The sequence below is a fragment of the Streptomyces griseus genome (genome assembly GCF_900460065.1).
Taxonomy (GTDB): domain Bacteria; phylum Actinomycetota; class Actinomycetes; order Streptomycetales; family Streptomycetaceae; genus Streptomyces; species Streptomyces griseus.
In genome coordinates this window covers 364,704-386,468 of the sequence record NZ_UAVD01000026.1, presented here as the reverse complement: position 1 = coordinate 386,468, position 21,765 = coordinate 364,704, and the positions used below count along the sequence as shown (strand labels likewise).

The 21,765-nt window shown below is 70.9% G+C and carries 21 protein-coding genes and 1 tRNA gene; 10 read left to right on the top strand and 12 right to left on the bottom strand.

What is annotated here, in order from left to right; genetic code table 11:
* From paaD to DTB53_RS15705, 3 genes are all read left to right on the top strand, one after another.
* Positions 1-382, top strand: a 382-nt coding sequence (gene paaD, locus DTB53_RS15715) for a 1,2-phenylacetyl-CoA epoxidase subunit PaaD (RefSeq protein WP_112416009.1), incomplete at its 5' end; no start/stop codon positions are given.
* A complete protein-coding gene (locus tag DTB53_RS15710) occupies positions 383-1,441 on the top strand; it encodes a 2Fe-2S iron-sulfur cluster-binding protein (RefSeq protein WP_003967921.1) in 1,059 nt (352 codons plus the stop codon). It abuts the gene before it with no gap.
* A gap of 134 nt (positions 1,442-1,575) precedes the next feature.
* Positions 1,576-2,754, top strand: coding sequence for an acyl-CoA dehydrogenase family protein (locus DTB53_RS15705; protein WP_012380104.1), 1,179 nt, complete (start codon positions 1,576-1,578; stop codon positions 2,752-2,754).
* A 3-nt stretch (positions 2,755-2,757) separates the two neighbouring features.
* Here DTB53_RS15705 and DTB53_RS15700 read toward each other — a convergent pair whose 3' ends face one another.
* The 6 genes from DTB53_RS15700 to DTB53_RS15675 form a co-directional block, all read right to left on the bottom strand.
* Positions 2,758-3,102, bottom strand: a complete 345-nt coding sequence (locus DTB53_RS15700) for a rhodanese-like domain-containing protein (RefSeq protein ID WP_003967919.1) — start codon at positions 3,100-3,102, stop codon at positions 2,758-2,760.
* Between the two features lie 106 nt (positions 3,103-3,208).
* Positions 3,209-4,159: a J domain-containing protein gene (locus DTB53_RS15695; protein WP_042496735.1), complete on the bottom strand. Its 951-nt coding sequence runs from the start codon at positions 4,157-4,159 to the stop codon at positions 3,209-3,211.
* 162 nt (positions 4,160-4,321) lie between these two features.
* Positions 4,322-5,797: a DUF2252 domain-containing protein gene (locus tag DTB53_RS15690; protein ID WP_042496733.1), complete on the bottom strand. Its 1,476-nt coding sequence runs from the start codon at positions 5,795-5,797 to the stop codon at positions 4,322-4,324.
* A gap of 195 nt (positions 5,798-5,992) precedes the next feature.
* The gene (locus DTB53_RS15685; RefSeq protein ID WP_003967916.1) at positions 5,993-6,352 is read right to left on the bottom strand and encodes a winged helix-turn-helix transcriptional regulator; all 360 of its coding nucleotides are present in this window, start codon (positions 6,350-6,352) and stop codon (positions 5,993-5,995) included.
* 161 nt (positions 6,353-6,513) lie between these two features.
* On the bottom strand, positions 6,514-7,344 hold the full coding sequence (locus DTB53_RS15680; protein ID WP_003967915.1) for a ScbR family autoregulator-binding transcription factor: 831 nt from the start codon (positions 7,342-7,344) through the stop codon (positions 6,514-6,516).
* A gap of 626 nt (positions 7,345-7,970) precedes the next feature.
* Positions 7,971-8,053, bottom strand: a tRNA-Leu gene (locus DTB53_RS15675).
* Between the two features lie 315 nt (positions 8,054-8,368).
* Here DTB53_RS15675 and DTB53_RS15670 point away from each other — a divergent pair.
* The 6 genes from DTB53_RS15670 (at position 8,369) to pknB (ending at position 16,421) form a co-directional block, all read left to right on the top strand.
* Positions 8,369-9,211: an FHA domain-containing protein gene (locus DTB53_RS15670; RefSeq protein WP_003967914.1), complete on the top strand. Its 843-nt coding sequence runs from the start codon at positions 8,369-8,371 to the stop codon at positions 9,209-9,211.
* Between the two features lie 10 nt (positions 9,212-9,221).
* Complete coding sequence (locus DTB53_RS15665; protein WP_012380100.1) at positions 9,222-9,743, top strand: FHA domain-containing protein FhaB/FipA; 522 nt, start codon at positions 9,222-9,224, stop codon at positions 9,741-9,743.
* 135 nt (positions 9,744-9,878) lie between these two features.
* On the top strand, positions 9,879-11,378 hold the full coding sequence (locus DTB53_RS15660) for a PP2C family protein-serine/threonine phosphatase (RefSeq protein ID WP_012380099.1): 1,500 nt from the start codon (positions 9,879-9,881) through the stop codon (positions 11,376-11,378).
* Between the two features lie 22 nt (positions 11,379-11,400).
* A complete protein-coding gene (locus tag DTB53_RS15655) occupies positions 11,401-12,801 on the top strand; it encodes an FtsW/RodA/SpoVE family cell cycle protein (protein ID WP_003967911.1) in 1,401 nt (466 codons plus the stop codon).
* A complete protein-coding gene (locus DTB53_RS15650) occupies positions 12,798-14,255 on the top strand; it encodes a peptidoglycan D,D-transpeptidase FtsI family protein (protein ID WP_012380098.1) in 1,458 nt (485 codons plus the stop codon). Before DTB53_RS15655 ends, DTB53_RS15650 begins: the two co-directional genes overlap by 4 nt.
* Positions 14,256-14,426: 171 nt before the next feature.
* Positions 14,427-16,421 (top strand): Stk1 family PASTA domain-containing Ser/Thr kinase, encoded by a 1,995-nt coding sequence (gene pknB, locus DTB53_RS15645; protein ID WP_012380097.1) that lies wholly within the window; start codon positions 14,427-14,429, stop codon positions 16,419-16,421.
* A 127-nt stretch (positions 16,422-16,548) separates the two neighbouring features.
* On the opposite strand, the gene DTB53_RS15640 is transcribed toward pknB, so the two are convergent.
* The 6 genes from DTB53_RS15640 to DTB53_RS15615 form a co-directional block, all read right to left on the bottom strand.
* A complete protein-coding gene (locus DTB53_RS15640) occupies positions 16,549-17,286 on the bottom strand; it encodes a class E sortase (RefSeq protein WP_012380096.1) in 738 nt (245 codons plus the stop codon).
* Between the two features lie 25 nt (positions 17,287-17,311).
* Entirely contained in the window at positions 17,312-18,736 is a 1,425-nt protein-coding gene (locus tag DTB53_RS15635) for a class E sortase (protein WP_012380095.1), read from the bottom strand.
* Positions 18,733-19,371 (bottom strand): aminodeoxychorismate/anthranilate synthase component II, encoded by a 639-nt coding sequence (locus DTB53_RS15630; RefSeq protein ID WP_003967906.1) that lies wholly within the window; start codon positions 19,369-19,371, stop codon positions 18,733-18,735. The genes DTB53_RS15635 and DTB53_RS15630 overlap by 4 nt, the downstream gene beginning before the upstream one ends.
* The gene (locus DTB53_RS15625; protein ID WP_003967905.1) at positions 19,368-19,556 is read right to left on the bottom strand and encodes a hypothetical protein; all 189 of its coding nucleotides are present in this window, start codon (positions 19,554-19,556) and stop codon (positions 19,368-19,370) included. Before DTB53_RS15625 ends, DTB53_RS15630 begins: the two co-directional genes overlap by 4 nt.
* Before the next feature lie 87 nt (positions 19,557-19,643).
* A complete protein-coding gene (locus DTB53_RS15620; protein WP_012380094.1) occupies positions 19,644-20,348 on the bottom strand; it encodes a class E sortase in 705 nt (234 codons plus the stop codon).
* Positions 20,349-20,378: 30 nt separating this feature from the next.
* Entirely contained in the window at positions 20,379-21,146 is a 768-nt protein-coding gene (locus DTB53_RS15615) for a DUF881 domain-containing protein (protein ID WP_030701381.1), read from the bottom strand.
* Between the two features lie 141 nt (positions 21,147-21,287).
* On the opposite strand from DTB53_RS15615, the gene crgA reads away from it, so the two are divergent.
* A complete protein-coding gene (gene crgA / locus DTB53_RS15610) occupies positions 21,288-21,542 on the top strand; it encodes a cell division protein CrgA (protein ID WP_003967902.1) in 255 nt (84 codons plus the stop codon).
* Positions 21,543-21,765 lie beyond the last annotated feature (223 nt).

The following is a 21,765-nucleotide window of genomic DNA, read 5'->3' as shown; positions in this document are numbered from 1 at the left end:
GGAGGGCCCGGGCCGGGTGACCGTGCGGCTCACCCCGACCTACACCGGCTGCCCGGCGATCGAGGCGATGTCCGCCGACATCGAGCGGGTGCTGCACGACCACGGCGTCCCGGAGGTCTCCGTGGTCACGGTCCTGGCACCCGCCTGGTCGACGGACGACATCAGCGCCGAGGGACGCCGCAAGCTCGCCGAGTTCGGCATAGCACCGCCGCGCGCCCACAGCGCGGACGGCGGCCCCGTGCCGCTGACGCTCTCGGTGCGCTGCCCGCACTGCGGCTCCACGGACACGGAGCTGCTCAGCCGGTTCTCCTCCACGGCGTGCAAGGCCCTGCGCCGCTGCGTCGCCTGCCGCGAACCGTTCGACCACTTCAAGGAGTTGTAGATGTTCCATCCGCTCCGGGTCAGCGCGATCGAACGGATCACGGACGACGCGGTGGCCGTGACGCTCGCCGTTCCGGCCGAGCTGCGCGAGACCTTCCGCCACACCCCCGGCCAGCATCTGAACGTGCGCTACACCGTGGACGGCCAGGAGATCCGCCGGTCCTACTCGATCTGCGCACCGGCCACCGAGCAACCCGGCGAACCGGTGCTGCGGGTGGGCATCCGCATGGTCGAGGGCGGGGCGTTCTCCACGTACGCCCTGAAGGAGCTGGCCGTCGGGGACCGGGTGGAGGCCATGCCGCCGATGGGCCGCTTCACCCTGAAGCCGCGCCCCGGTCTGTTCGCGGCGGTGGTCGGCGGCAGCGGGATCACCCCGGTGCTGTCCATGGCGGCCACCCTGCTCGACCGGGAGCCCACGGCCCGGTTCTGCCTGATCCGCAGCGACCGCACGGCGGCCTCGACGATGTTCCTCGACGAGGTGGCCGACCTCAAGGACCGCTACCCGGCCCGCTTCCAGCTGGTCACCGCCCTCTCCCGGGAGGAGCAGTCGGCCGGGCTCCCCTCCGGGCGGCTGGACACCGAACGGCTCACCGGCCTGCTTCCCGCCGTGCTTCCGGTGGCGGAGGTGGACGGCTGGTTCCTGTGCGGGCCGCTCGGTCTCGTACGGGGCACGGAGAAGGCCCTGAAGGCCCTCGGCGTCGACCGCTCCCGGGTCCACCAGGAGATCTTCCACGTCGACGAGGGCCCCACCGATGTGACGGTGGTCAAGGTCGCCGCCCCGTCCGACGCCGTGCTGACGGCCACCCTCCACGGCCGTTCGGGCAGCTGGCCCGTGCAGGACGCCGAATCCCTGCTGGAGACGGTGCTGCGAAGCCGCTCGGACGCTCCGTACGCCTGCAAGGGAGGCGTGTGCGGGACCTGCCGGGCGTTCCTCGTCTCGGGCGAGGTCCGGATGGACCGCAACTTCGCGCTGGAACCGGAGGAGACGGAGGCGGGCTTCGTGCTGGCCTGCCAGTCGCATCCGCTCACCCCGGAGGTGGAGCTGGACTTCGACCGCTGAGGACGCGCTCCCGCGCCCGTGCGCCAGGTCCTGTGCGCTTGCCCCTTCCCCCCTCCGCGCTGTTCCCTTCCCCTAGAACCTGTTCTATCTTGACGATCCGTCAGATCCTGAACGGTTAGCGGGAGGCCGGGACAGTGGACTTCACCTTCACCGAGGAACAGCAGGCGGCCGCCGAGGCGGCCAGGGCGGTCTTCGCGGACGTCGCACCCGACGGCGTTCCCAGTCCCGCCCTGACCCCGGGTGCCGTGGCGGAGGACATCGACCGGCAGCTGTGGAACGAGCTGGCGCGCACGGACCTGCTCGGGCTCACCCTGTCGCCGGACCACGGGGGCGCGGGCCTCGATCCGATCGCGCTCTGCCTGGTCCTGCGGGAGTCGGCGAAGGTGCTGGCCAGGGTCCCGCTGCTGGAGAGCTGTGCGGTGGCCATGGCCGTCCAGCGGTACGCCGGGAGCGCCCTCGCCGCGGAGCTGCTGCCCCCGGTCGGCCGGGGTGAACGGATCCTGACCGTCGGCGCCAACGGGCGCACCGGTCACGATCCCGCCGAACTCGCCGTCACCGCACGGCGGTACGGGGAGATCGCCGGGAGCGGGGAGAGCGGCGGGGCGTCGGCGGGGGGCTCCGGCTGGGTGCTCGACGGCGTGCAGTCCGCGGTTCCCTGGGCCCGAGCGGCCGACTGGATCGCCGTCCCCGCGCACAACGGGGGAGGCCGGCCGGTCCTGGCCCTCGTGCCCCGCACCCGGGACGGTCTCACCCTGGCGGACCAGGTGTCCACCAGCGGCGAGCGCCTGGCCGAGGTCCGCCTCGACGGGGTGCGGGTGACGGACCGCGAGCTGATCGACGCCCCGGGCTGCTGGGAGTGGCTGCGGTCCCTGCTCACCACGGGAACCTGCGCGCTCGCGCTCGGCCTGGGGGAACGGGTGCTCGCGATGACCGCCGCGTACACCGGCGGGCGCGAGCAGTTCGGATTCCCGGTCGCCACGTTCCAGGCGGTGGCCGTCCAGGCCGCTGACCGGTACATCGATCTGCGGGCCATGGAGGCGACGCTCTGGCAGGCCGCCTGGCGGATCTCGGCCGACGCCGGGGGGCCGCTCCCCGCCGCGGGCGATGTCGCCGTGGCGAAGATCTGGGCCTCCGACGGCGTCCGCCGCGTCGTGCAGACCGCACAGCACCTGCACGGCGGCTTCGGCGCGGACACCGACTACCCGTTGCACCGCTTCCACGCCTGGGCGAAACAGATCGAGCTCTCCCTGGGCCCGGCGGCGGCCCATGAGGAGGCCCTGGGCGACCTGCTGGCCGCCCACCCGCTCGGCTGACCGTCAGAGGACGAAGGCGGGCGTCCCGTTGTCCGTGACCATGGGACGTCCGGCGCCCTCCCAGGCCTGCATGCCGCCGTCGATGTTCACGGCGTCGATGCCCTGCTGGACCAGGTACTGCGTGACCTGGGCCGACCGGCCGCCGACCCGGCACATCACATGCACGCGGCGGCCGTCCTCGGCGGACTCGGTCAGCTCGCCGAGCCGGCCCACGAAGTCGCTCATCGGGATGTGCAGCGCACCCTCGACGTGACCGGCCGCCCACTCGTCGTTCTCACGGACGTCCAGGACGAAGCCGTCCGACGGAACCGCCGCGGCGTCCACCGAGGGCAGCGGGGCGAAGTTCATGGGTCATGCCTTCTCTCGTGCGGTCTTGGGCCTCGGGCACGGGGCCTCTTGCAGGGGTCCTCCTGCGCGGGTCCCCGTGCCTACGCGGCGGAGTCAATCCGGAACGCTACTGCACCATCTCCGCGAGCTCGGCCTCGCGCCGGGACACCTCGCCCAGCAGTTGCTCCGCGATGTCCTCCAGCAGCTGGTCCGGGTCGTCCGGAGCCATCCGCAGCATCGAGCCGATCGCCCCGTCCTCCAGCTCCTTGGCGAGCACCGTCAGCAGCTCCTTGCGTCGGCTGAGCCACTCCAGCCGGGCGTAGAGCTCCTCGCTCTCGCTCAGGGGGGCCGGCGGCTGCACCGGTCCGGCCTCCCACTCCGCCACGAGCTCCTTGAGCAGCTCGACGTCACCGCGCCCGTAGGCGGCGTTCACCCGGGCGATGAACTCGTCCCTGCGCTGCCGCTCCACCTCGTCCTGGGCGAGGTCCGGGTGCGCCTTGCGGGCCAGGTCCCGGTAGAGCCTGCGGGCCTCCTCGCTCGGCCTGACCCGCTTCGGCGGCCGGACCGGCTGCTCGGTGAGCATCGCGGCGGCCTCGGGGGACAGCCCGTCGGTGTCCATCCAGTCGTGGAACAGCTCGTCGACCCCGGGCATCGGCATGACGACGGCCCGCGCCTCGCGCGCCTTGCGCTCGTCCTCCGGATCCCCGGTCCTGGCCGCCCGCGCCTCGGCGATCAGGGCGTCCAGCTCGTCGAGACGGGTGTACATCGGGCCGAGCTTCTGGTGGTGCAGCCGGGAGAAGTTCTCGACCTCCACCCGGAAGGTCTCCACCGCGATCTCGAACTCGATCAGCGCCTGCTCGGCGACCTGCACCGCCCTGGCCAGCCGCGTCTCGGGGCGCTGCGCGGCGTCCTCGGGGCCGCCGGGCTCCCCGGCGGCGGCCTCCGCGGCGCCGGAAGCGTCCGGCGCCTCCGGGGCGTCCCCCGCCCCGGGTGCGGGTCGGGGCGCGTCCGGCCGGTGGTTGTCCTGCCGGTCTTCATCGTTCCGGGTGGTCGGCACCCCGGCGGCTTCGTGGGTCACCCGTCCAGCGTATGGCCCCGGCCGGGCGGCCCAGGACACACGGTGGGGCCCCGCCGCCCCGGCCCGGGCCCTGTCGACCCAGGCCCGTCCCGGGCAGGGCCCCACCGCCTCCCGAAGATCCCCCACCGCCCCGCGGACCGGCTCGGGCGCCTCGGGGAGCCGTCATATACCGAACTCGGCGGCCAGTCTGCCCGCCTTGATCGCCCGCACCAGCTCGGCGTGGTCCGCTTCCGTACGGTCGGCGTACGTCACCGCGAAGGCGGCCACCGCCTCGTCGAGCTTGTCGTTCTTGCCGCAGTAGCCCGCCAGCAGGCGGGGGTCGGCGCTGTGCGCGTGCGCCCGCGCGAGCAGCGCCCCGGTCATCCGCCCGTAGTCGTCCACCTGGTCGGCGGCGAGCGCGGCGGGGTCCACACTGCCCTTGCGGTTCCGGAACTGCCGGACCTGGAACTGCCGGCCGTCGACGTCCGCCCAGCCGAGCAGGATGTCGCTGACGACCTGCATCCGCTTCTGCCCGAGCACCACCCGGCGGCCCTCGTGCGCCACCTCCGGTACGTCGAAACCGACCGCGGGCAGATAGGGGGCGAGCACCGAGGGGCGCGCCTCCTTCACCTGGAGGACCAGCGGCTCTCCCCGGTGGTCGAGCAGCAGCACCACGTACGACCGGGTGCCCACGCTGCCGGTGCCGACCACCCGGAACGCCACGTCGTGGATCGTGTACCGGGCCAGCAGCGGAACCCGGTCCTCGGAGACGGTGGAGAGGTAGCCGCCGAGCCCGGCGGCCACGACCGCGGCCTCGGCGTCCGGCACCCGGCGCAGCACGGGCCGGGCGTCGACGAAGCGCCGGCCGCCGTCGGGGCACTCCTCGGTGGAGCGGGCGGCGAAGCGGGCGCTGGTGTTGTTGCGGGCCTTCTCCGAGACCCGCTCCAGGGTGCCGACCAGGTCGCGCGCGTCCGTGTGCGAGACCAGCTCCTCGTCCGCGATGGCGTTCCAGGCGTCGAGTGCGGGCAGCCGGGCCAGCAGCCGCATCGTGCGCCGGTAGGCGCCGACGGCGTCGTACGCGCCCCGGCGGCAGGTGTCCTCGTCGGCGCCGGCGGCCCGGCCCGCGAGCACCAGGGAGGTCGCGAGCCGCTTGAGGTCCCACTCCCACGGCCCGAAGACGGTCTCGTCGAAGTCGTTCAGGTCGATGACCAGGCTGCCCCGGGCATCGCCGTAGAGGCCGAAGTTGGCCGCGTGCGCGTCGCCGCAGAGCTGGGCGCCCACCCCGGTGACCGGGGTGCCCGTCAGATCGTGGGCCATCAGCCCGGCCGCACCGCGCAGGAAGGCGAACGGGGTCGCCGCCATCCGTCCCACCCGTATCGGCGTCAGGCCAGGCACCCGGCCCCGGTTCGACTCCTCGACCGCCCGCACGGCGTCCGGCCGCCCCGGCGGCAGGACCAAGGAGGCGTGCGAGGACCGCGGCACCCGTTTGCGGAGTGCCTTGCCCGCCGCCTTCGGTGAACTCGCGGCAGCACGCCGGGCGAACCCGGGCACGACCGGAATGCGTGGTTCCGCACTCACGGTCGCCGTCGCCCCGGCCGCCGCGCCTCCCGTCGGTCCCGCAGCCCGCCGCTCAGGCCCGTTCGTCTCGGTTCCGCCCATGGAGCGTCGCCTCCCCCACCCTCGTACCGCCTCCGGCTGACCGGCCGTCCCACCGGTCAGCGGCCCTGTCCGCCAGCGACCGAGCACGACGGTACCGCCGGATGCCTCCCGCCCGCCGGGCCGTCGGCCGGACGCCGGGGCCGGGGCCGATCCGGAGGACGCGGCGGTGGCGCGGCCGGAGGCGGCCCGGCGAGGTCAGCAGCCGGTCCCGGAGGCCGCGTCGTCCCGCGTCAGGTACGTGTCGGCCCACCGCCCCAGTTCGTTGAGCGCGGGCTCCATCGCGGCCCCCGCCTCGGTGAGCCGGTACGCGACGCGCAGGGGCGGTCCCGCGTCGGCCTCGCGGATCACCAGGCCGGCCGCGCCGAGTTCGGTCAACCGGTCCGAGAGCATGCGCTCACTGATGCCGGGAATCGCCCGTCGCAATTCGGCGAAGTGCACCGGCCGTTGGAGCAGCACCGAGACGATCTGGCCGGTCCAGCGCTTGCCGAACAACGTGAAGACGCGGCTGATCCCCCGGTCGACCCGCCGACAGGGCTGCTCGCCGTGATCCGCCATGTCCTCAGAGTACGGGCCGCACTTGGCGGCTCACTCAAGGTGAGCGACCGCCCGGTGAACTCCGACCCCGCCGGGGAGGCTCCGGGAGCACCGCGACCCTGTCGTATGATGATCATGAAGAATCGGACGTTTCACGTGAAACACAGCATGCCCGGAGCGACTCAGGCGACGATCCCCCCGGCCGCCACCCCGGCACCTGCGGGCTCCTCGTCGCCCTCGTCGCCGGTCACCCCGGCGCGCGGACCACGGCCGGATCCCCCGCCCCGCAGCCCCGACCCGCCCGACCGGGTGCCGCCCTCGCTCGTGGGATCGGAGCCCGCCCCCTTGGCCTCCGCGGCGATCCTGGCCTCCTGCTCCTCACGCTCGGCCTTCTCGCGCGCCTGGGCCGCCAGATCCACCCGGCCCTCCGGTTTGATGTGGGCGATGACCCCGGGGTGGGCGATCGACGGCAGGATGTGCCGCCACATCTCCGCCACCTGCTCGCGGAGATCGGCCCGGCCGGAATCGGCCTCCGAGACCAGCTGGATACCGGTGAACGAAGCGACGATGATTTTGGCTGACACCATCGGGTCGATCTGCGGGAACACCTCGCCGCGCTCCTGGCCCAGCTCCAGCATCCGGGCCGTCGCGTCGATCCAGTCGCCCCAGGGGTGCGGCCCGCCGAGGAAGACGCCCTCGATGGAGAGCCTGGTACCGGCCCGGGCCATCGAGTTGTGGCGCAGGGCGAAAGCGAACTGCTGGCCCCCGTCCACCAGGGACTGAAGCGGCGAGCCCTCCTGCTCGAACTCCACCGTGGACGTCTGCTCGTCCATGATCGCCTGGGCGATGGCCTCCTTGGAGGCGAAGTGGAAGTACAAGGCCCCCTTGGTGACCTTGGCGCGGCGCAGAATCTCCGAGATGGCGGCACGCTCGTAGCCGTAGTCGTCGAAGACACTCGCCGCGGCATCCACGATCGACCGCCACGTCTGGACTGCGCGAGCCTGCTTCGCCATTTCCTGCCTCCGGGACGTTCTGTGCGCTCAGCCCTTCACCGCCGAGTCGCCGTCGATCCAACCTCTGCGGCCAGCGTATGCAAGTGTGCCGTTGCACGGGCCATCGGTCTGTCCGGAAACCGTGCCCGCACCCGGTGGATCACGGCCCGCGGACACCCGCCGCACCTCCTCCTCACCCGCCTGTTGGTACCCCACCCGCCCCTCGAAAACACGGACCGGCCGGAACGCGGAGGGGGAGGAACGCCCGGATACCCGGCATCGGACCCCGGAACAACTCCGGGACCTCCGCTCCGGATCCCTTCGAGACGGAGGTCCCGGCGAACCGAACCCGGCCGTCGCGAGCGACTGAGAATAGGCGGGGGAAACCGGCTGTCCGCACGGCGGATTCCCCTCGGGCTGCCGAGGAGCGCCCGCGCCTCCGGCTGCGTCCCGCTCTCACCGGTGGCGCCCGGCCGGGACCTGAACGGTCCGGCGGACGGTCGGGGCGGCCACCTCATCCGCGAGCAGGAGGCGGCCCGCCCACGATCGCCGTAGAACCATCGGGGGAAAGCGAGAGGGTCGGCACCGTGATCACGGTGCCGACCCTCTCGTCGGTGCTACCAGGACATCGACTTCGATGTCCGTCGTGCGCGAGGGGGGATTTGAACCCCCACGTCCCTAAGGACACTGGCACCTGAAGCCAGCGCGTCTGCCGTTCCGCCACTCGCGCATGAGTGGTGTTTTCAGACTCTCTCACCGTGTGGTGCGAGCGCCTGGCGACATCCGGAAGATTAGCACGCTGAACAGGGTGGAATCACATCCGTTGTTTCACCGGCCCCCGGAGGGGAAGCGGGAACCCCGAACCATCGCCCCCACTCCTCCAGAGTGCGTCCCGGGTGCGGGACACTGTGAGGAGGCCACCTCTACGATCCGTGTGAGGGGTGACACTCATCCACAGGCCAGACAAGGGGAACCAGCCGATTTCCCGACGCGTGGATACGATCAGTAAGCAGTACAGGGACGATGACAACGGAGGAGGTGCCCCATGGGGGTCATGAAGCGTTTCGAGCAGCGCCTCGAGGGGCTGGTCAACGGCACCTTCGCCAAGGTCTTCAAGTCCGAGGTGCAGCCCGTCGAGATCGCCGGCGCCCTCCAGCGCGAGTGCGACAACAACGCGACGATCTGGAACCGTGAGCGGACCGTCGTCCCCAACGACTTCATCGTCGAGCTCAGCACACCCGACTACGAGCGGCTCAGCCCGTACTCCGGTCAGCTGGGCGACGAGCTCTCCGGGCTGGTGCGCGACTACGCCAAGCAGCAGCGCTACACCTTCATGGGGCCCATCAAGGTCCACCTGGAGAAGGCCGACGACCTCGACACCGGGCTCTACCGGGTCCGCAGCCGCACGCTGGCGTCGAGTTCGTCACAGCAGGAGCCGTCGGCCCCTGCCGGGCGGCCCGCCGCCCCGCAGGCTCCCGGCGGCTACGGCTACCCCCCGAGCTCCGCTCCGCCGATGCCCGCGGCTCCACCGCCCGGCGCCGGACGGCCCCCCGCCCCCTCGAACGACCGGCGCCAGCCGGCCGCGCCCGGCCCCCTGCCGGACGCCCGGACACGGCGCTGGATCGAGATCAACGGCACCCGCCATCAGATCTCCCGCCCGACGTTGGTGATGGGACGATCCACCGACGCCGACGTGCGGATCGACGACCCCGGCGTATCGCGCCGGCACTGTGAGATCCGGACCGGAACGCCCTCGACGATCCAGGATCTCGGGTCTACCAACGGCATCGTGGTAGACGGGCAGCACACCACCCGCGCTACGCTCCGCGACGGCTCGCGGATCGTCGTGGGCAGCACCACCATCGTTTACCGGCAAGCCGAAGGGTGAAGCGGGGGCAATGTCAGAGCTGACCCTGACGGTCATGCGGCTAGGTTTCCTGGCTGTTCTGTGGCTGTTCGTCATCGTGGCCGTTCAGGTCATCCGCAGCGACCTGTTCGGAACGCGTGTCACGCAGCGCGGCTCACGCCGCACCGCCGCCGACGCGCGCCCGCAGCAGGGCCGCCAACAACAACAACAAGCGGCGCCGCCCCAGCAGCGCCAGCAGCCCGGGCGGCAGCGCCGCGGGGCACCCACCAAGCTGGTCGTGTCCGAAGGCACGCTCACGGGCACGACGGTCGCGCTCCAGGGCCAGACCATCACCCTGGGCCGGGCCCACGATTCGACGATCGTGCTGGACGACGACTACGCGTCCAGCAGGCATGCCAGGATCTACCCGGACCGTGACGGTCAGTGGATCGTCGAGGATCTCGGGTCCACCAACGGCACGTATCTGGAACGGACCCGGCTCACCACCCCGACACCAGTTCCGCTGGGCGCGCCGATCCGTATCGGCAAGACCGTCATCGAGCTGCGGAAGTAGTACGACAATGAGCGAGCGGAGCGAGCGAGCCGCAGCGGTCCCGACGGCGGACGCTGCCCGGTTCCCGACCGGAGGGTGGGCAGTGTGGCTCGAGACAGGCTGTACCCCGAGGCGGACTCGACGGGGCAGGTGCGCATGAGTCTGTCGCTGCGCTTCGCCGCCGGGTCGCACAAGGGCATGATCCGGGAGGGCAACGAGGACTCCGGCTACGCCGGCCCCCGGCTCCTCGCCATCGCCGACGGCATGGGCGGTCAGGCGGCCGGTGAGGTCGCCAGCTCCGAGGTGATCTCCACGCTCGTCCCGCTCGACGACGACGTACCGGGGTCCGACCTCCTGACCTCGCTCGGCACGGCCGTGCAGCAGGCCAACGACCAGCTGCGCGTCATGGTCGAGGAGGACCCCCAGCTGGAGGGCATGGGCACCACGCTCACCGCCCTGCTCTGGACCGGTCAGCGCCTCGGCCTGGTGCACGTCGGCGACTCCCGGGCCTACCTGCTGCGGGACGACGTCCTGACGCAGATCACCCAGGACCACACCTGGGTGCAGCGCCTCGTCGACGAGGGCCGGATCACCGAGGAAGAGGCCACCACCCACCCGCAGCGCTCCCTGCTGATGCGGGCGCTGGGCAGCGGCGACCACGTCGAACCGGACCTCTCCATCCGCGAGGTCCGCGCCGGCGACCGCTATCTGATCTGCTCCGACGGCCTCTCCGGCGTCGTCTCGCACCAGACGATGGAAGAGACCCTCGCCAGCTATCAGGGCCCGCAGGAGACCATCCAGGAGCTGATCCAGCTCGCTCTGCGCGGCGGCGGCCCGGACAACATCACCTGCATCGTGGCCGACGTCCTGGACGTCGACAACAACGACACCCTGGCCGGGCAGCTCAACGACACCCCGGTCGTCGTCGGCGCGGTCGCGGAGAACCAGGCACAGCTCGGCGACGGCGGGGCCATGCAGACGCCCGCCGGCCGCGCGGCCGGCCTCGGCCGCCCCGTGCCCCCGCCCGCCGGCGGCTTCGGCCCGCCCGGCAGCGGCGACGTCGGCTACGGAGGCATGCCGGACGGCTCCTACGACGCCTACACCGACGAGGACTTCACCAAACCGGGCGGCGGCCGTAAATGGCTGAAGCGTTCCGTCTACGTCGTGCTGGCCCTGGCCGTGATCGGCGGCGGTCTGTACGGCGGATACCGCTGGACGCAGACGCAGTACTACGTCGGCGCCAAGGACGAGAACGTCGCCCTGTTCCAGGGCATCAGCCAGGACCTCGCCTGGGTCTCGCTCTCGCAGGTCGAGAAGAACCACCCCGAGATCGAGCTCAAGTACCTGCCGCCGTACCAGCGCAAGCAGGTCGAGGCGACGATCGCCGAGGGCAACATCACCGACGCCCGCGAGAAGGTCGCCGAGCTCGCCGCCCAGGCCTCCGCCTGCAAGAAGGACGCGCAGCGCCGCGCGGCCGACGCCGAGAACCGGGCCCGCACGGGCGAGGGCGAGGCCGGCGGAACCGCCGGGGCCCCCGCCACCAGGACTTCCGCCACGTCCTCCGCCAAGGGGACCAAGCCGACCACCGCTCCCACTCCCGGCCCCAGCCTCTCGGAGGAAGAGAAGAAGCTGGTCCCGCAGTGCGGTAAGCAGTAAGCCGTAGGGGGCCTTCAGCACCATGAGCGTTGTCACCAACACGACCACCATCGGCGCGATCGACGCACCGAGCCGCCGCAACACCGAGCTGGCACTCGTCGTCTTCGCCGTCGCCATCTCGGTGTTCGCCTACGCCAACGTGGGCCTCGCCCTCAACGGCGAACTGCCCTCGGGGATGCTCGGCTACGGAGCGGGGCTCGCGCTGCTCGGCGGGGTCGCGCACCTCGTGGTGCGCCGGTTCGCCAAGTACGCCGATCCGCTGCTGCTGCCCCTGGCCACCCTGCTGAACGGCCTGGGCCTGGCGCTGATCTGGCGCCTGGACCAGTCCGAGCGCTTCCAGGCACTGGACACCTTCGTCCCGGCCGCCTCGAAGCAGCTGCTGTTCTCCGCCATCGGCGTGGCCACGCTGGTCGCCGTCCTGGCCATCCTGAAGGACCACCGCATCCTTCAGCGCTACACGTACATCTCCATGGTCGTGGCGCTGTTCCTGCTGATCCTGCCGATGTTCTTCCCCGCGGTGAACGGCGCCAAGATCTGGATCAAGATCCCGGGCTTCGGAACGCTCCAGCCCGGCGAGTTCGCCAAGATCATCATCACCGTGTTCTTCTCGGGCTACCTGATGGTCAAGCGGGACGCGCTGGCCCTGGCCAGCCGCCGGTTCATGGGCCTGTACCTGCCTCGCGGACGGGACCTCGGTCCGATCCTCGCCATCTGGGCGATGTCGATCCTCATCCTCGTCTTCGAGACCGACCTCGGCACCTCGCTGCTCTTCTTCGGCATGTTCGTCGTCATGCTCTACGTGGCGACCGAGCGCACCAGCTGGATCGTCTTCGGCCTGCTGATGTCGGCCGTCGGCGCGGTCAGCGTCGCCACGTTCGAACCGCACGTCCAGGAGCGCATCACCGCCTGGCTCGACCCGTTCGCGGGCTGGGGCAAGCTGAACGCGAGCGAGCAGATGGCGAAGTCCCTGATGGCCTTCGGCTCCGGAGGCACCCTCGGGACCGGGCTCGGGCAGGGCAACTCCGACCTGATCGGCTTCGCCGCCAACTCCGACTTCATCCTCGCCACGGTCGGCGAGGAGCTCGGGCTCGCCGGGATGATGGCCGTGCTCCTCGTCTACGGCCTGATCGTCGAGCGCGGAGTGCGCACCGCCCTGGCGGCCCGCGACCCGTTCGGCAAACTGCTCGCGATCGGCCTCTCCGGCTCGTTCGCCATCCAGGTCTTCGTCGTCGCCGGCGGTGTGATGGGCCTTATCCCGCTCACCGGTATGACGATGCCGTTCCTGGCGGCAGGCGGGTCATCCGTCCTGGCCAACTGGGCGCTGATCGCCATCCTCATCAGAATCAGCGACACCGCCCGCCGCCCGGCCCCGGCGCCCTCACCGTCCACCGACGCGGAAATGACCCAGGTGGTCAGGCCGTGAACAAGCCCCTGCGCCGGATCGCGATCTTCTGCGGCATCCTCGTCCTCTCGCTCCTCATCCGGGACAACTGGCTCCAGTACGTCCGCGCCGACGAGCTGAACAGCCACAAGTACAACCGCCGCGTCGAGATCGAGCGCTACGCCCACGAGCGCGGCGACATCATCGTCGACGGCAAGGCGATCACCGGCTCCGTCGAGACCGAGGACGGCGACTTCCGGTACAAGCGGGTCTGGAAGGACGGCCCCCTGTGGGCCCCCGTGACCGGCTACTCCTCACAGGCCTTCGACTCCTCGCAGTTGGAGAACCTGGAGGACGGCATCCTCACCGGCAACGACGACCAGCTGTTCTTCGACCGGACGCTGTCGATGTTCACCGGCGAGAAGAAGCGCGGCGGCAACATCGTCACCACGCTGAACGGCGACGCGCAGAAGGCGGCCTTCAAGGGGCTCGGCCGGAAGAAGGGCGCCGTGGTCGCCCTCGACCCCAAGAGCGGCGCCATCCTCGCCCTCGCCAGCACCCCGTCCTACGACCCCTCGGTCTTCGCCGGCAACTCGCTCAAGGACTCGGACAACCGGCAGGAGCTCCTGAAGGACGAGGACAAGCCGATGCTCAACCGGGCCCTGCGCGAGACCTACCCCCCGGGCTCCACCTTCAAGGTCGTCACCGCCGCCGCCGCCCTGGAGAACGGGCTCTACGACGACATCGACGCCAAGACGGAATCCCCGCTGCCCTGGACGCTGCCGCAGTCCACCACGGAGCTGCGCAACGAGGGCGACATCCCCTGCGAGAACGCCACGCTGCGCGAGGCCCTGCGGGTGTCGTGCAACACCGTCTTCGGGAAGATGAGCGACGACCTCGGCAACAAGAAGATGATCGAGCAGACGGAGAAGTTCGGCTTCAACAAGGAAGTCTTCACGCCCGTCCGCGCCGACGCGAGCGTCTACCCCGAGGACAACAGGCCGCAGAACGCGATGGCCGGCATCGGCCAGGCGTCCAACCGGACCACCCCGCTCCAGATGGCCATGGTCGCCTCCGCGATCGCCAACGACGGCAAGCTGATGCAGCCGTACATGGTCGCGGAGCGCCAGGCGCCCAACCTGGACCCCGTCTACACGCACGAGCCCGAGGAGCTCAGCCGGGCGCTCTCCGGTGAGAACGCCCAGAAGGTCCAGCAGCTGATGGAGACCGTCGTCAAGGACGGCACGGGAACCAACGCGCGGATCCCCGGCGTCACAGTGGGCGGCAAGACCGGTACGGCACAGCACGGTCTGAACAACAGCGAGAAGCCCTACGCCTGGTTCATCTCGTACGCGAAGACCGACAGCGGCTCCCCGGTCGCCGTCGCCGTCGTGGTCGAGGACGGCAACGCCAACCGGGACGACATCTCCGGTGGCGGGCTGGCCGCCCCCATCGCGCGCGACGTGATGAAAGCGGTCATCGACAGCAAGAAGTGAGACCTGTCACGGCGCCCGCCCGTCATACCGGACATCGGATACCGGTCGGATATCGGCTGACGGGTGCGGGCTGATCACGTAACCCGTGCCCGGTAGCGTATGCGCGAACAGCGCACCGCCGCGGACCACACACGGGTGCGGTCGGGACTGACGGAGAGGGCTGGAACAGTTATGGAAGAGCCGCGTCGCCTCGGCGGCCGGTACGAGCTGGGCTCGGTGCTCGGCCGTGGTGGCATGGCCGAGGTCTACCTCGCCCACGACACCCGGCTCGGCCGCACCGTAGCGGTGAAGACGCTCCGGGCCGACCTGGCCCGTGACCCGTCGTTCCAGGCCCGGTTCCGCCGTGAGGCCCAGTCGGCCGCCTCGCTCAACCACCCCGCGATCGTCGCCGTGTACGACACCGGCGAGGACTACGTCGACGGGGTCTCCATCCCGTACATCGTGATGGAGTACGTCGACGGGTCGACGCTGCGGGAGCTCCTGCACTCCGGTCGCAGGCTGCTCCCCGAGCGCACGCTGGAGATGACGGTCGGCATCCTCCAGGCCCTGGAGTACTCGCACCGCGCCCAGATCGTCCACCGCGACATCAAGCCGGCGAACGTCATGCTGACGCGCACCGGCCAGGTCAAGGTCATGGACTTCGGCATCGCCCGCGCCATGGGCGACTCCGGGATGACCATGACGCAGACCGCCGCGGTCATCGGCACCGCCCAGTACCTCTCCCCGGAGCAGGCCAAGGGCGAGCAGGTCGACGCGCGCTCCGACCTCTACTCCACCGGCTGCCTGCTGTACGAGCTGCTCGCCGTGCGACCCCCGTTCGTCGGGGACTCGCCCGTCGCGGTGGCCTACCAGCACGTCCGGGAGGAACCGCAGCCGCCGAGCAACTTCGACCCCGAGATCACGCCCGAGATGGACGCGATCGTGCTGAAGGCGCTCACCAAGGACCCGGACTACCGCTACCAGTCCGCCGACGAGATGCGGGCCGACATCGAGGCCTGCCTCGACGGCCAGCCGGTCGCGGCCACGGCGGCGATGGGCGCCGCGGGGTACGGGGGCTACGACGGCTACAACCCCGACCAGCCCACCACCGCCCTGCGCCCGACCGACCCGAACAACGCGCAGACCTCGATGCTGCCCCCGGTCAACCCGGACGACGGCGGCTACGGCTACGACGACCGCCAGGGCCGTCGGCGCCAGCAGAAGAAGAGCAACACCTCGACGATCCTGCTCGTCGTCGCGGGCATCCTGGTGCTGATCGGCGCGATCCTGATCGGCCGGGTGATGTTCTCCCCGGCCGACGACGACGGCCAGGTCAACGCCCCGAACCTGGTGGGCTCCACGGTCCAGCAGGCGGAGAAACTCGCGGCCAGAACCGACGTCACCGTGAAGGTCGGCGCCGAGGAGCCGTGCGAGGAGCAGGAGAAGGGCGAGATCTGCTCGCAGGATCCGGCGGCCGACGCGCTGATGGACAAGAACGGCACCGTCACGGTCGTCGTCTCCGCCGGAGCGCCGAAGATCGAGATCCCCAACGTCCTGGAGAAGTCGGAGGACGGCGCCCGCGAGGAGCTGGAGAAGAAGGGCTTCACGGTCAACGTCACCACGGAGGAGTCCGAGAAGACCGAGGGCACCGTGATCCAGCAGGACCCCAAGGGCGGCGAGAAGGCCGAGGACGGGTCCGAGATCACCATCACCGTGGCCGTGCAGGCGACCGACCCGATGCCGGACGTGCGGACCCGTCAGTACGACGCCGCGGTGGCCCAGCTCAACCAGCTCGGATTCACCAACGTCTCACGCGCCGACGTGGACTCGGACAAGCCTGCCGGAGAGGTGATCGAGCAGACCCCCGCGGGCCCGAGCAAGCAGGCCAAGGACGCGCAGATCGTCCTGAAGGTCTCCAAGGGACCGGCCCAGCCGGAGCAGGTCCAGATCCCCGGTGACATCGGCAACAGGCCGTACCAGGACGTCAAGGGCCAGCTCGAAGGGCTCGGCTTCGTGGTGGCGCTCGCCCCCAACTCGGTCGACAAGCCGAACGCCCGGGTGATCACCAGCACCCCGGCGCCGACCACCCAGGCGCCCAAGGGCAGCACCGTCACCCTCGTGACCATCGAGGGCGGCGGCAACGGCGGGAACGGCGGCTTCATCGGAGGACTGGGCGGCGACGACTGACCACCGCCCGCCCCACCCGGCACGGGAAGGGCCCCGGTCACCGCGACGGTGACCGGGGCCCTTCCCGTGTGCCCGCGCGAGCGGCGCCGTGTGCCCCGCCGCGCGAACGGCTGTTCCTCCGTGCGGCTCAGCGCAGTTCGACGGGCTTGGTGCGGTCCTTGTCGACCTTCTCGGTGCGCTCCAGCTCGCCCCACACGATGTACCGGTACTTCGAGGTGTAGACCGGGGTGCAGGTCGTCAGCGTGATGTAGCGGCCGGGCTCCTTGACGCCCGACTCCTCCGGGACCGGCTGGATCACGTCGACGTTGAACTTCGACGTCTCGGGGAGCGTCTTGTAGACCTTGTAGACGTACCAGGTGTCCTTGGTCTCGAAGACGACCGGATCACCGTTCTTCAGCTGGTGGATGTTGTGGAACTTCGCGCCGTGCCCGTCGCGGTGCGCCGCCAGCGTGAAGTTGCCCTCGTCGTCCCAGGGGAGGGCCGACTCGACCGGGTCCGTGTAGTAGCCCGCGATGCCGTTGTTCAGGGTCTCGGGGTCGGTGCCCTTCTTGACCAGCACCTCGCCGTTCTTCATGGCGGGCACGTGCAGGAAGCCGATGCCGTCCTTGGTGTCCAGGGCGCCCGGACCGTCCGCCCATCGGCTGCGGACCGTGTCGCCCTGTCGGTCGGCCTCGCGGTCGGCGAGCACATTGGTCCACCACAGGGAGTACGCGACGAACAGCGCGAGCACCAGGCCCGCGGTGATCAGCAGTTCGCCGAAGACGCTGACGGCCGTCGCGACGGGGTGGCGGCCTCGCCGGCGTGGAGCCGGGGGCGGTGCCGTGGACGTGTCGGCCCGCTCGTCGTGCTCGGTCCTCGCTGCCACCGCACCGTCCCTGTCGTGAGGATGTTCAGCCGACGAGCGCGTCGGGCTTTCCCTGGCTGCGCGGCCGTTCGTCGACCATCTTGCCCCAGACGATCAGCCGGTAGGTACTCGTGAATTCCGGGGTGCAGGTCGTCATCGTCAGGTACCGGCCGGGTCCCTCGAACCCGGAACCCACCGGGATCGGCTCGATCACCGAGATGTTGGACGGCGCGGTCTGCGGGAGGACGCTGGCCATCTCGTACGTGTAGTACGCGTCCTGTGTCTCGACCACGATCGGGTCACCGGGCACCAGCTTGTTGATGTAGCGGAACGGCTCGCCGTGGGTGTTGCGGTGGCCGGCCACCGAGAAGTTGCCCTGCTTGTCGGAGGGCATCGCGGTCTTGAGCCTGCCCTCGGCGTAGTGGCCGAGCATCCCCCGGTCCAGCACCTTCTCCTTGTCGATGCCCTCGGCGATCGGGGCGACGACGTCCAGCTTGGGGATGTGCATGATCGCGAAGCCCTGGCCGGGTGCGAACACCCCGGGCTTGCGCTCGCCGTTGGCCCACTCGTCCTGGATCCGGCTCGTCTCCTTGCCGGCGATCTGCTCGGCCCGGATGTTGGTCCACCAGAGCTGGTAGGTGACGAACAGCAGCATCAGGACGCCCAGCGAGATGAACACCTCTCCGACCGCGCGGCTGGCGACGACCGCGGGGCTGTCCTTGGCCGCCTTCGCCGCGCGCCGGGCCTCCATCCGGGACATGGGGGCGGCCGGGGCGGCCTGTTCGGCGACCGGTTCCGGGCGCCGACGGCCGCGCCCCTTCGCCGCCCGCCGGCGCTCGGCCCGCCCTCCCGGGGGAAGGTCACCGGGACGGGAGGCCGGCTCGGGACCGGGGTCGGCCGGGATGCGGCCGATGACTTCGGTGCGGGGCTCGGCGGGCGTCCCGACGACAGCGGCCATGACTTCGGTGGGCGGTTCTGCGGGGAGGTCCTGGGCCGGGGCCCGGTCCTCGGCCGGAGCTATTCGCGCAGACGGCTCCTGCGGCCCGTACCAGTCGCGCTGGTACCCGGCGGGGTCGTACCACTCGTTCGGGGCTCCGTGGGGCTGCTGAGGCCCTTGGTGAGGCGGGTGACCGGCCGCGTGCGACGGCGCCGCCGTCGGTACGTGCCCGAGCACCGGCTCCGGTACGCGCCCGGGCGTGGGCTCCGGTGCGAGTCCTGGCGTGGGCGCGGGTGCGGATGCCGACGCTCCGGATCCTGGTGCGGACACCGGCCCGGGACCCCGGACCGCACCCGGTCCGCTCGGGATGTTGTCCGCCCGGAACCAGGGCGAGGCGTGCCCTCCGGGCAGCGGGTCGTTGAGCGGATCGGCGAGGCCGTCCACCGCCGCCACGAACGCTCCGTCGGCCCCGTACGCCCCCTGCGCGAGGGGGCCCTCCGGTCCGGCGCCGGGCCCGGGGCGGCCTTCGGTCACGCGGCGGCCTTGCCCACCACCGGCGCGAGCCCCGCCGACCGCGCGACGGCCCCCTGGTCTCCGCACTGCTCCAGCCAGTTGGCGAGCATCAGGTGGCCGTGCTCGGTGAGCACGGACTCGGGGTGGAACTGCACGCCCTCCACCGCCCGGTCACGGTGGCGCAGCCCCATGATGATGCCGTCCGCCGTGCGGGCGGTGACCTCCAGCTCCGGGGGCAGCGCGCCGGGCTCGGCCGCGAGCGAGTGGTAGCGCGTCGCGGTGAAGGGGGAGGGCAGTCCGGCGAAGACGCCCTTGCCCTCGTGGGTGACGGCGGAGGTCTTGCCGTGCAGCAGTTCGGGGGCCCGGTCGACGACGCCGCCGTACGCGACCGCCATCGACTGCATGCCCAGGCAGACGCCGAAGACCGGGACGCCGGTGTCCGCGCAGTGGCGCACCATCTCGACGCAGACGCCGGCCTGCTCGGGCGTGCCGGGCCCCGGGGAGAGGAGGACCCCGTCGAAGCCGTCCTGCGCGTGGGCGGGCGTCACCTCGTCGTTGCGCAGCACCTCGCACTCGGCGCCGAGCTGGTAGAGGTACTGGACGAGGTTGAAGACGAAGCTGTCGTAGTTGTCCACGACGAGGACGCGTGCGCTCACTGATCGGCTCCTGCTCCACCGGCGCTCTCGCCGTCGACGGTCACGTCACCGAACGGAAGCAGCGGCTCCGCCCAGGGGAACACGTACTGGAACAGCGCGTAGACGACCGCCAGAACCAGCACGAGCGAGATGACGCCCCGCACCCATGCGTTGCCCGGCAGATGCCGCCAGATCCAGCCGTACATGCTGACCCCTCCATTCGGTACCCGTACCAGACTAGAGTGCCGCGGCCGGGGAGGGGGTCAGCTGGGGAAAAGCGTGGACGAGCGCGGTCAGTCCGTGAGCTCCGGCGGCCTTCCGTCGCCCACCGGACGTGTGGCGTCCAGATGCGCCCAGGCGATCAGCCGGTGGCTGCTGCCCCATTCCGGCTCGCACGTGGTGAGCGTCAGATAGCGTCCGGCGCCCTCGAATCCCGAGCCGCGGGGCACCGGGTCGACGACGGCGGTGTCGGTGGGCACGGTCCGGTGCGGCTTCTTCGCGACGCGGTAGGTGAACCAGGTCGTGCCGTCGTTCACGACGACCGCGTCCCCCGGCCGCAGCCGCGGGAAGTCCTTGAAGGGGTCGCCGTACGTCCGCCGGTGCCCGGCCACCGCGAAGTTGCCGGTGTCGCCGGGGCGGGCCGTCGCGCTGTAGTGCCCGAGCCCCTTCTTCAGGGTTCCGACCGCGGTGTTCTCCAGGACGGGCCATTCCCAGTCGGCGCCGAAGCGCGGGATGTGCATCGTCGCGAAGGGCTTTCCGGCGCGGTACGGGACCGGGTCCGGGGACTTCGAGGGGGACGCCTCCGGGGAGGCGGGCGGCGGGGCGGGGGCCACGGGCTCCCGGGCCCACTGGCTCTGGAGGGCGTCGATCTCGCCCTCGGCCGCGTCGGCCGCCTTCACCCCCGTCCAGAACAGGAAGTAGACGACGAAGAGGATGATCAGCGCGCCCGCGGTGATGCAGAGTTCGCTGAACGTTCTGACGACGAGTCGCACCGACACCGGACGGCCTCCCCGGGGCTCAGCTCGGGCTCATTCCACAGGCTGTGCGTAGTGGAGATCCACTGTGCCCGAGTACCCGGGAAGAGTCACCGCCTCGTTCTCGTCGACTTTCCAGCCCAGCCCGTACGCCTTCACGTACAGCAGGTAGTTCTGGATCGCGGTGGAGTCGTTGAGCGCCCGCTTGAGCTTGCCCGGGTCGCCGACCGCGGTGACCTTGTACGGCGGGGAGTAGACGCGGCCCTGGAGGATGAGCGTGTTGCCCACGCAGCGGACGGCGCTGGTGGAGATCAACCGCTGGTCCATCACCTGGATGCCCTGCGCCCCGCCCTGCCACAGCGCGTTCACCACGGCCTGCAGGTCCTGCTGGTGGATGACCAGGTCGTTGGGCTGCGGCTCGGGGTAGCCGGGGTTGGCGGTGGCGTCGGGGGGCGCGTCGTTGAGCGTCACGCTGACGGAGTCGCCGCTGATCTTCGTGGTGCCGGCGGCCTTCTCCAGGGCCTTCAGCCGGGCGTCCTCGGCCTTGGTCGAGCCGTCGTCGCGCTGGGCGAGGGCGTCGACGTCGGCGCGGGCTCCGGCCACCGCGTCGTTGAGCCGGCCGTTGTTCTCGCTGCGCTCCCTGATCAGGTCGGAGAGCTTGAGCAGGGAGGAGTCACTGCGCAGGTTGGTGCCCTTGGCGGTGTTGGCGCTGGTGACGAAGATGAGTCCGGCCAGGGCGAAAACCGCAGCGGTGAGGCCCCGGACCGCCCACACGGAGGTGCGCCGGGCCGGACCTTCTGGGGAGTCGGCCAAATTGCTCAACGTACCCTTATCTCATCAGGCGCCAGAGAAGCACTACGCTAACGGACGCTCGGGGGAGGCAGCATTCCCCCTGGCACCCGCCCCCGGCGCCCGCCACAGATCCCTGCGCGGTCACGCAGCGCATCGACAGGAGAGTCCCTCGTGCCGAAGTCACGTATCCGCAAGAAGGCCGACTTCACGCCGCCCCCGGCGAAGCAGGCAACCGCTATCAAGCTGACCAACCGCAGTTGGGTGGCTCCGGTGATGCTGGCCCTGTTCCTCATCGGGCTGGCCTGGATCGTGGTGTTCTACGTGACCGAAGGTGATCTTCCGGTCGACGCCCTGGGCAACTGGAACATCGTGGTCGGCTTCGGCTTCATCGCCGGCGGTTTCGCCGTGTCGACGCAGTGGAAGTGACGGGCCCCCTCACGGACGCCCCCGCACAAGCCTTGCCCTGAGTTACCCACAGAGTTATCCACAGTCGGGGGAAAAGGTCAGACGATCTGTGGATAACCTCTGCTCATGTTGACGCCGGTGTGATCGCAGCCTCCCTCGCCGAGGGGGGCTGCACCCCGTTGTTCAGGCGGAAAGACCCAGCTCAGCGACGAGGGGAACGCATGTTCCTCTTGCCATGCACAAG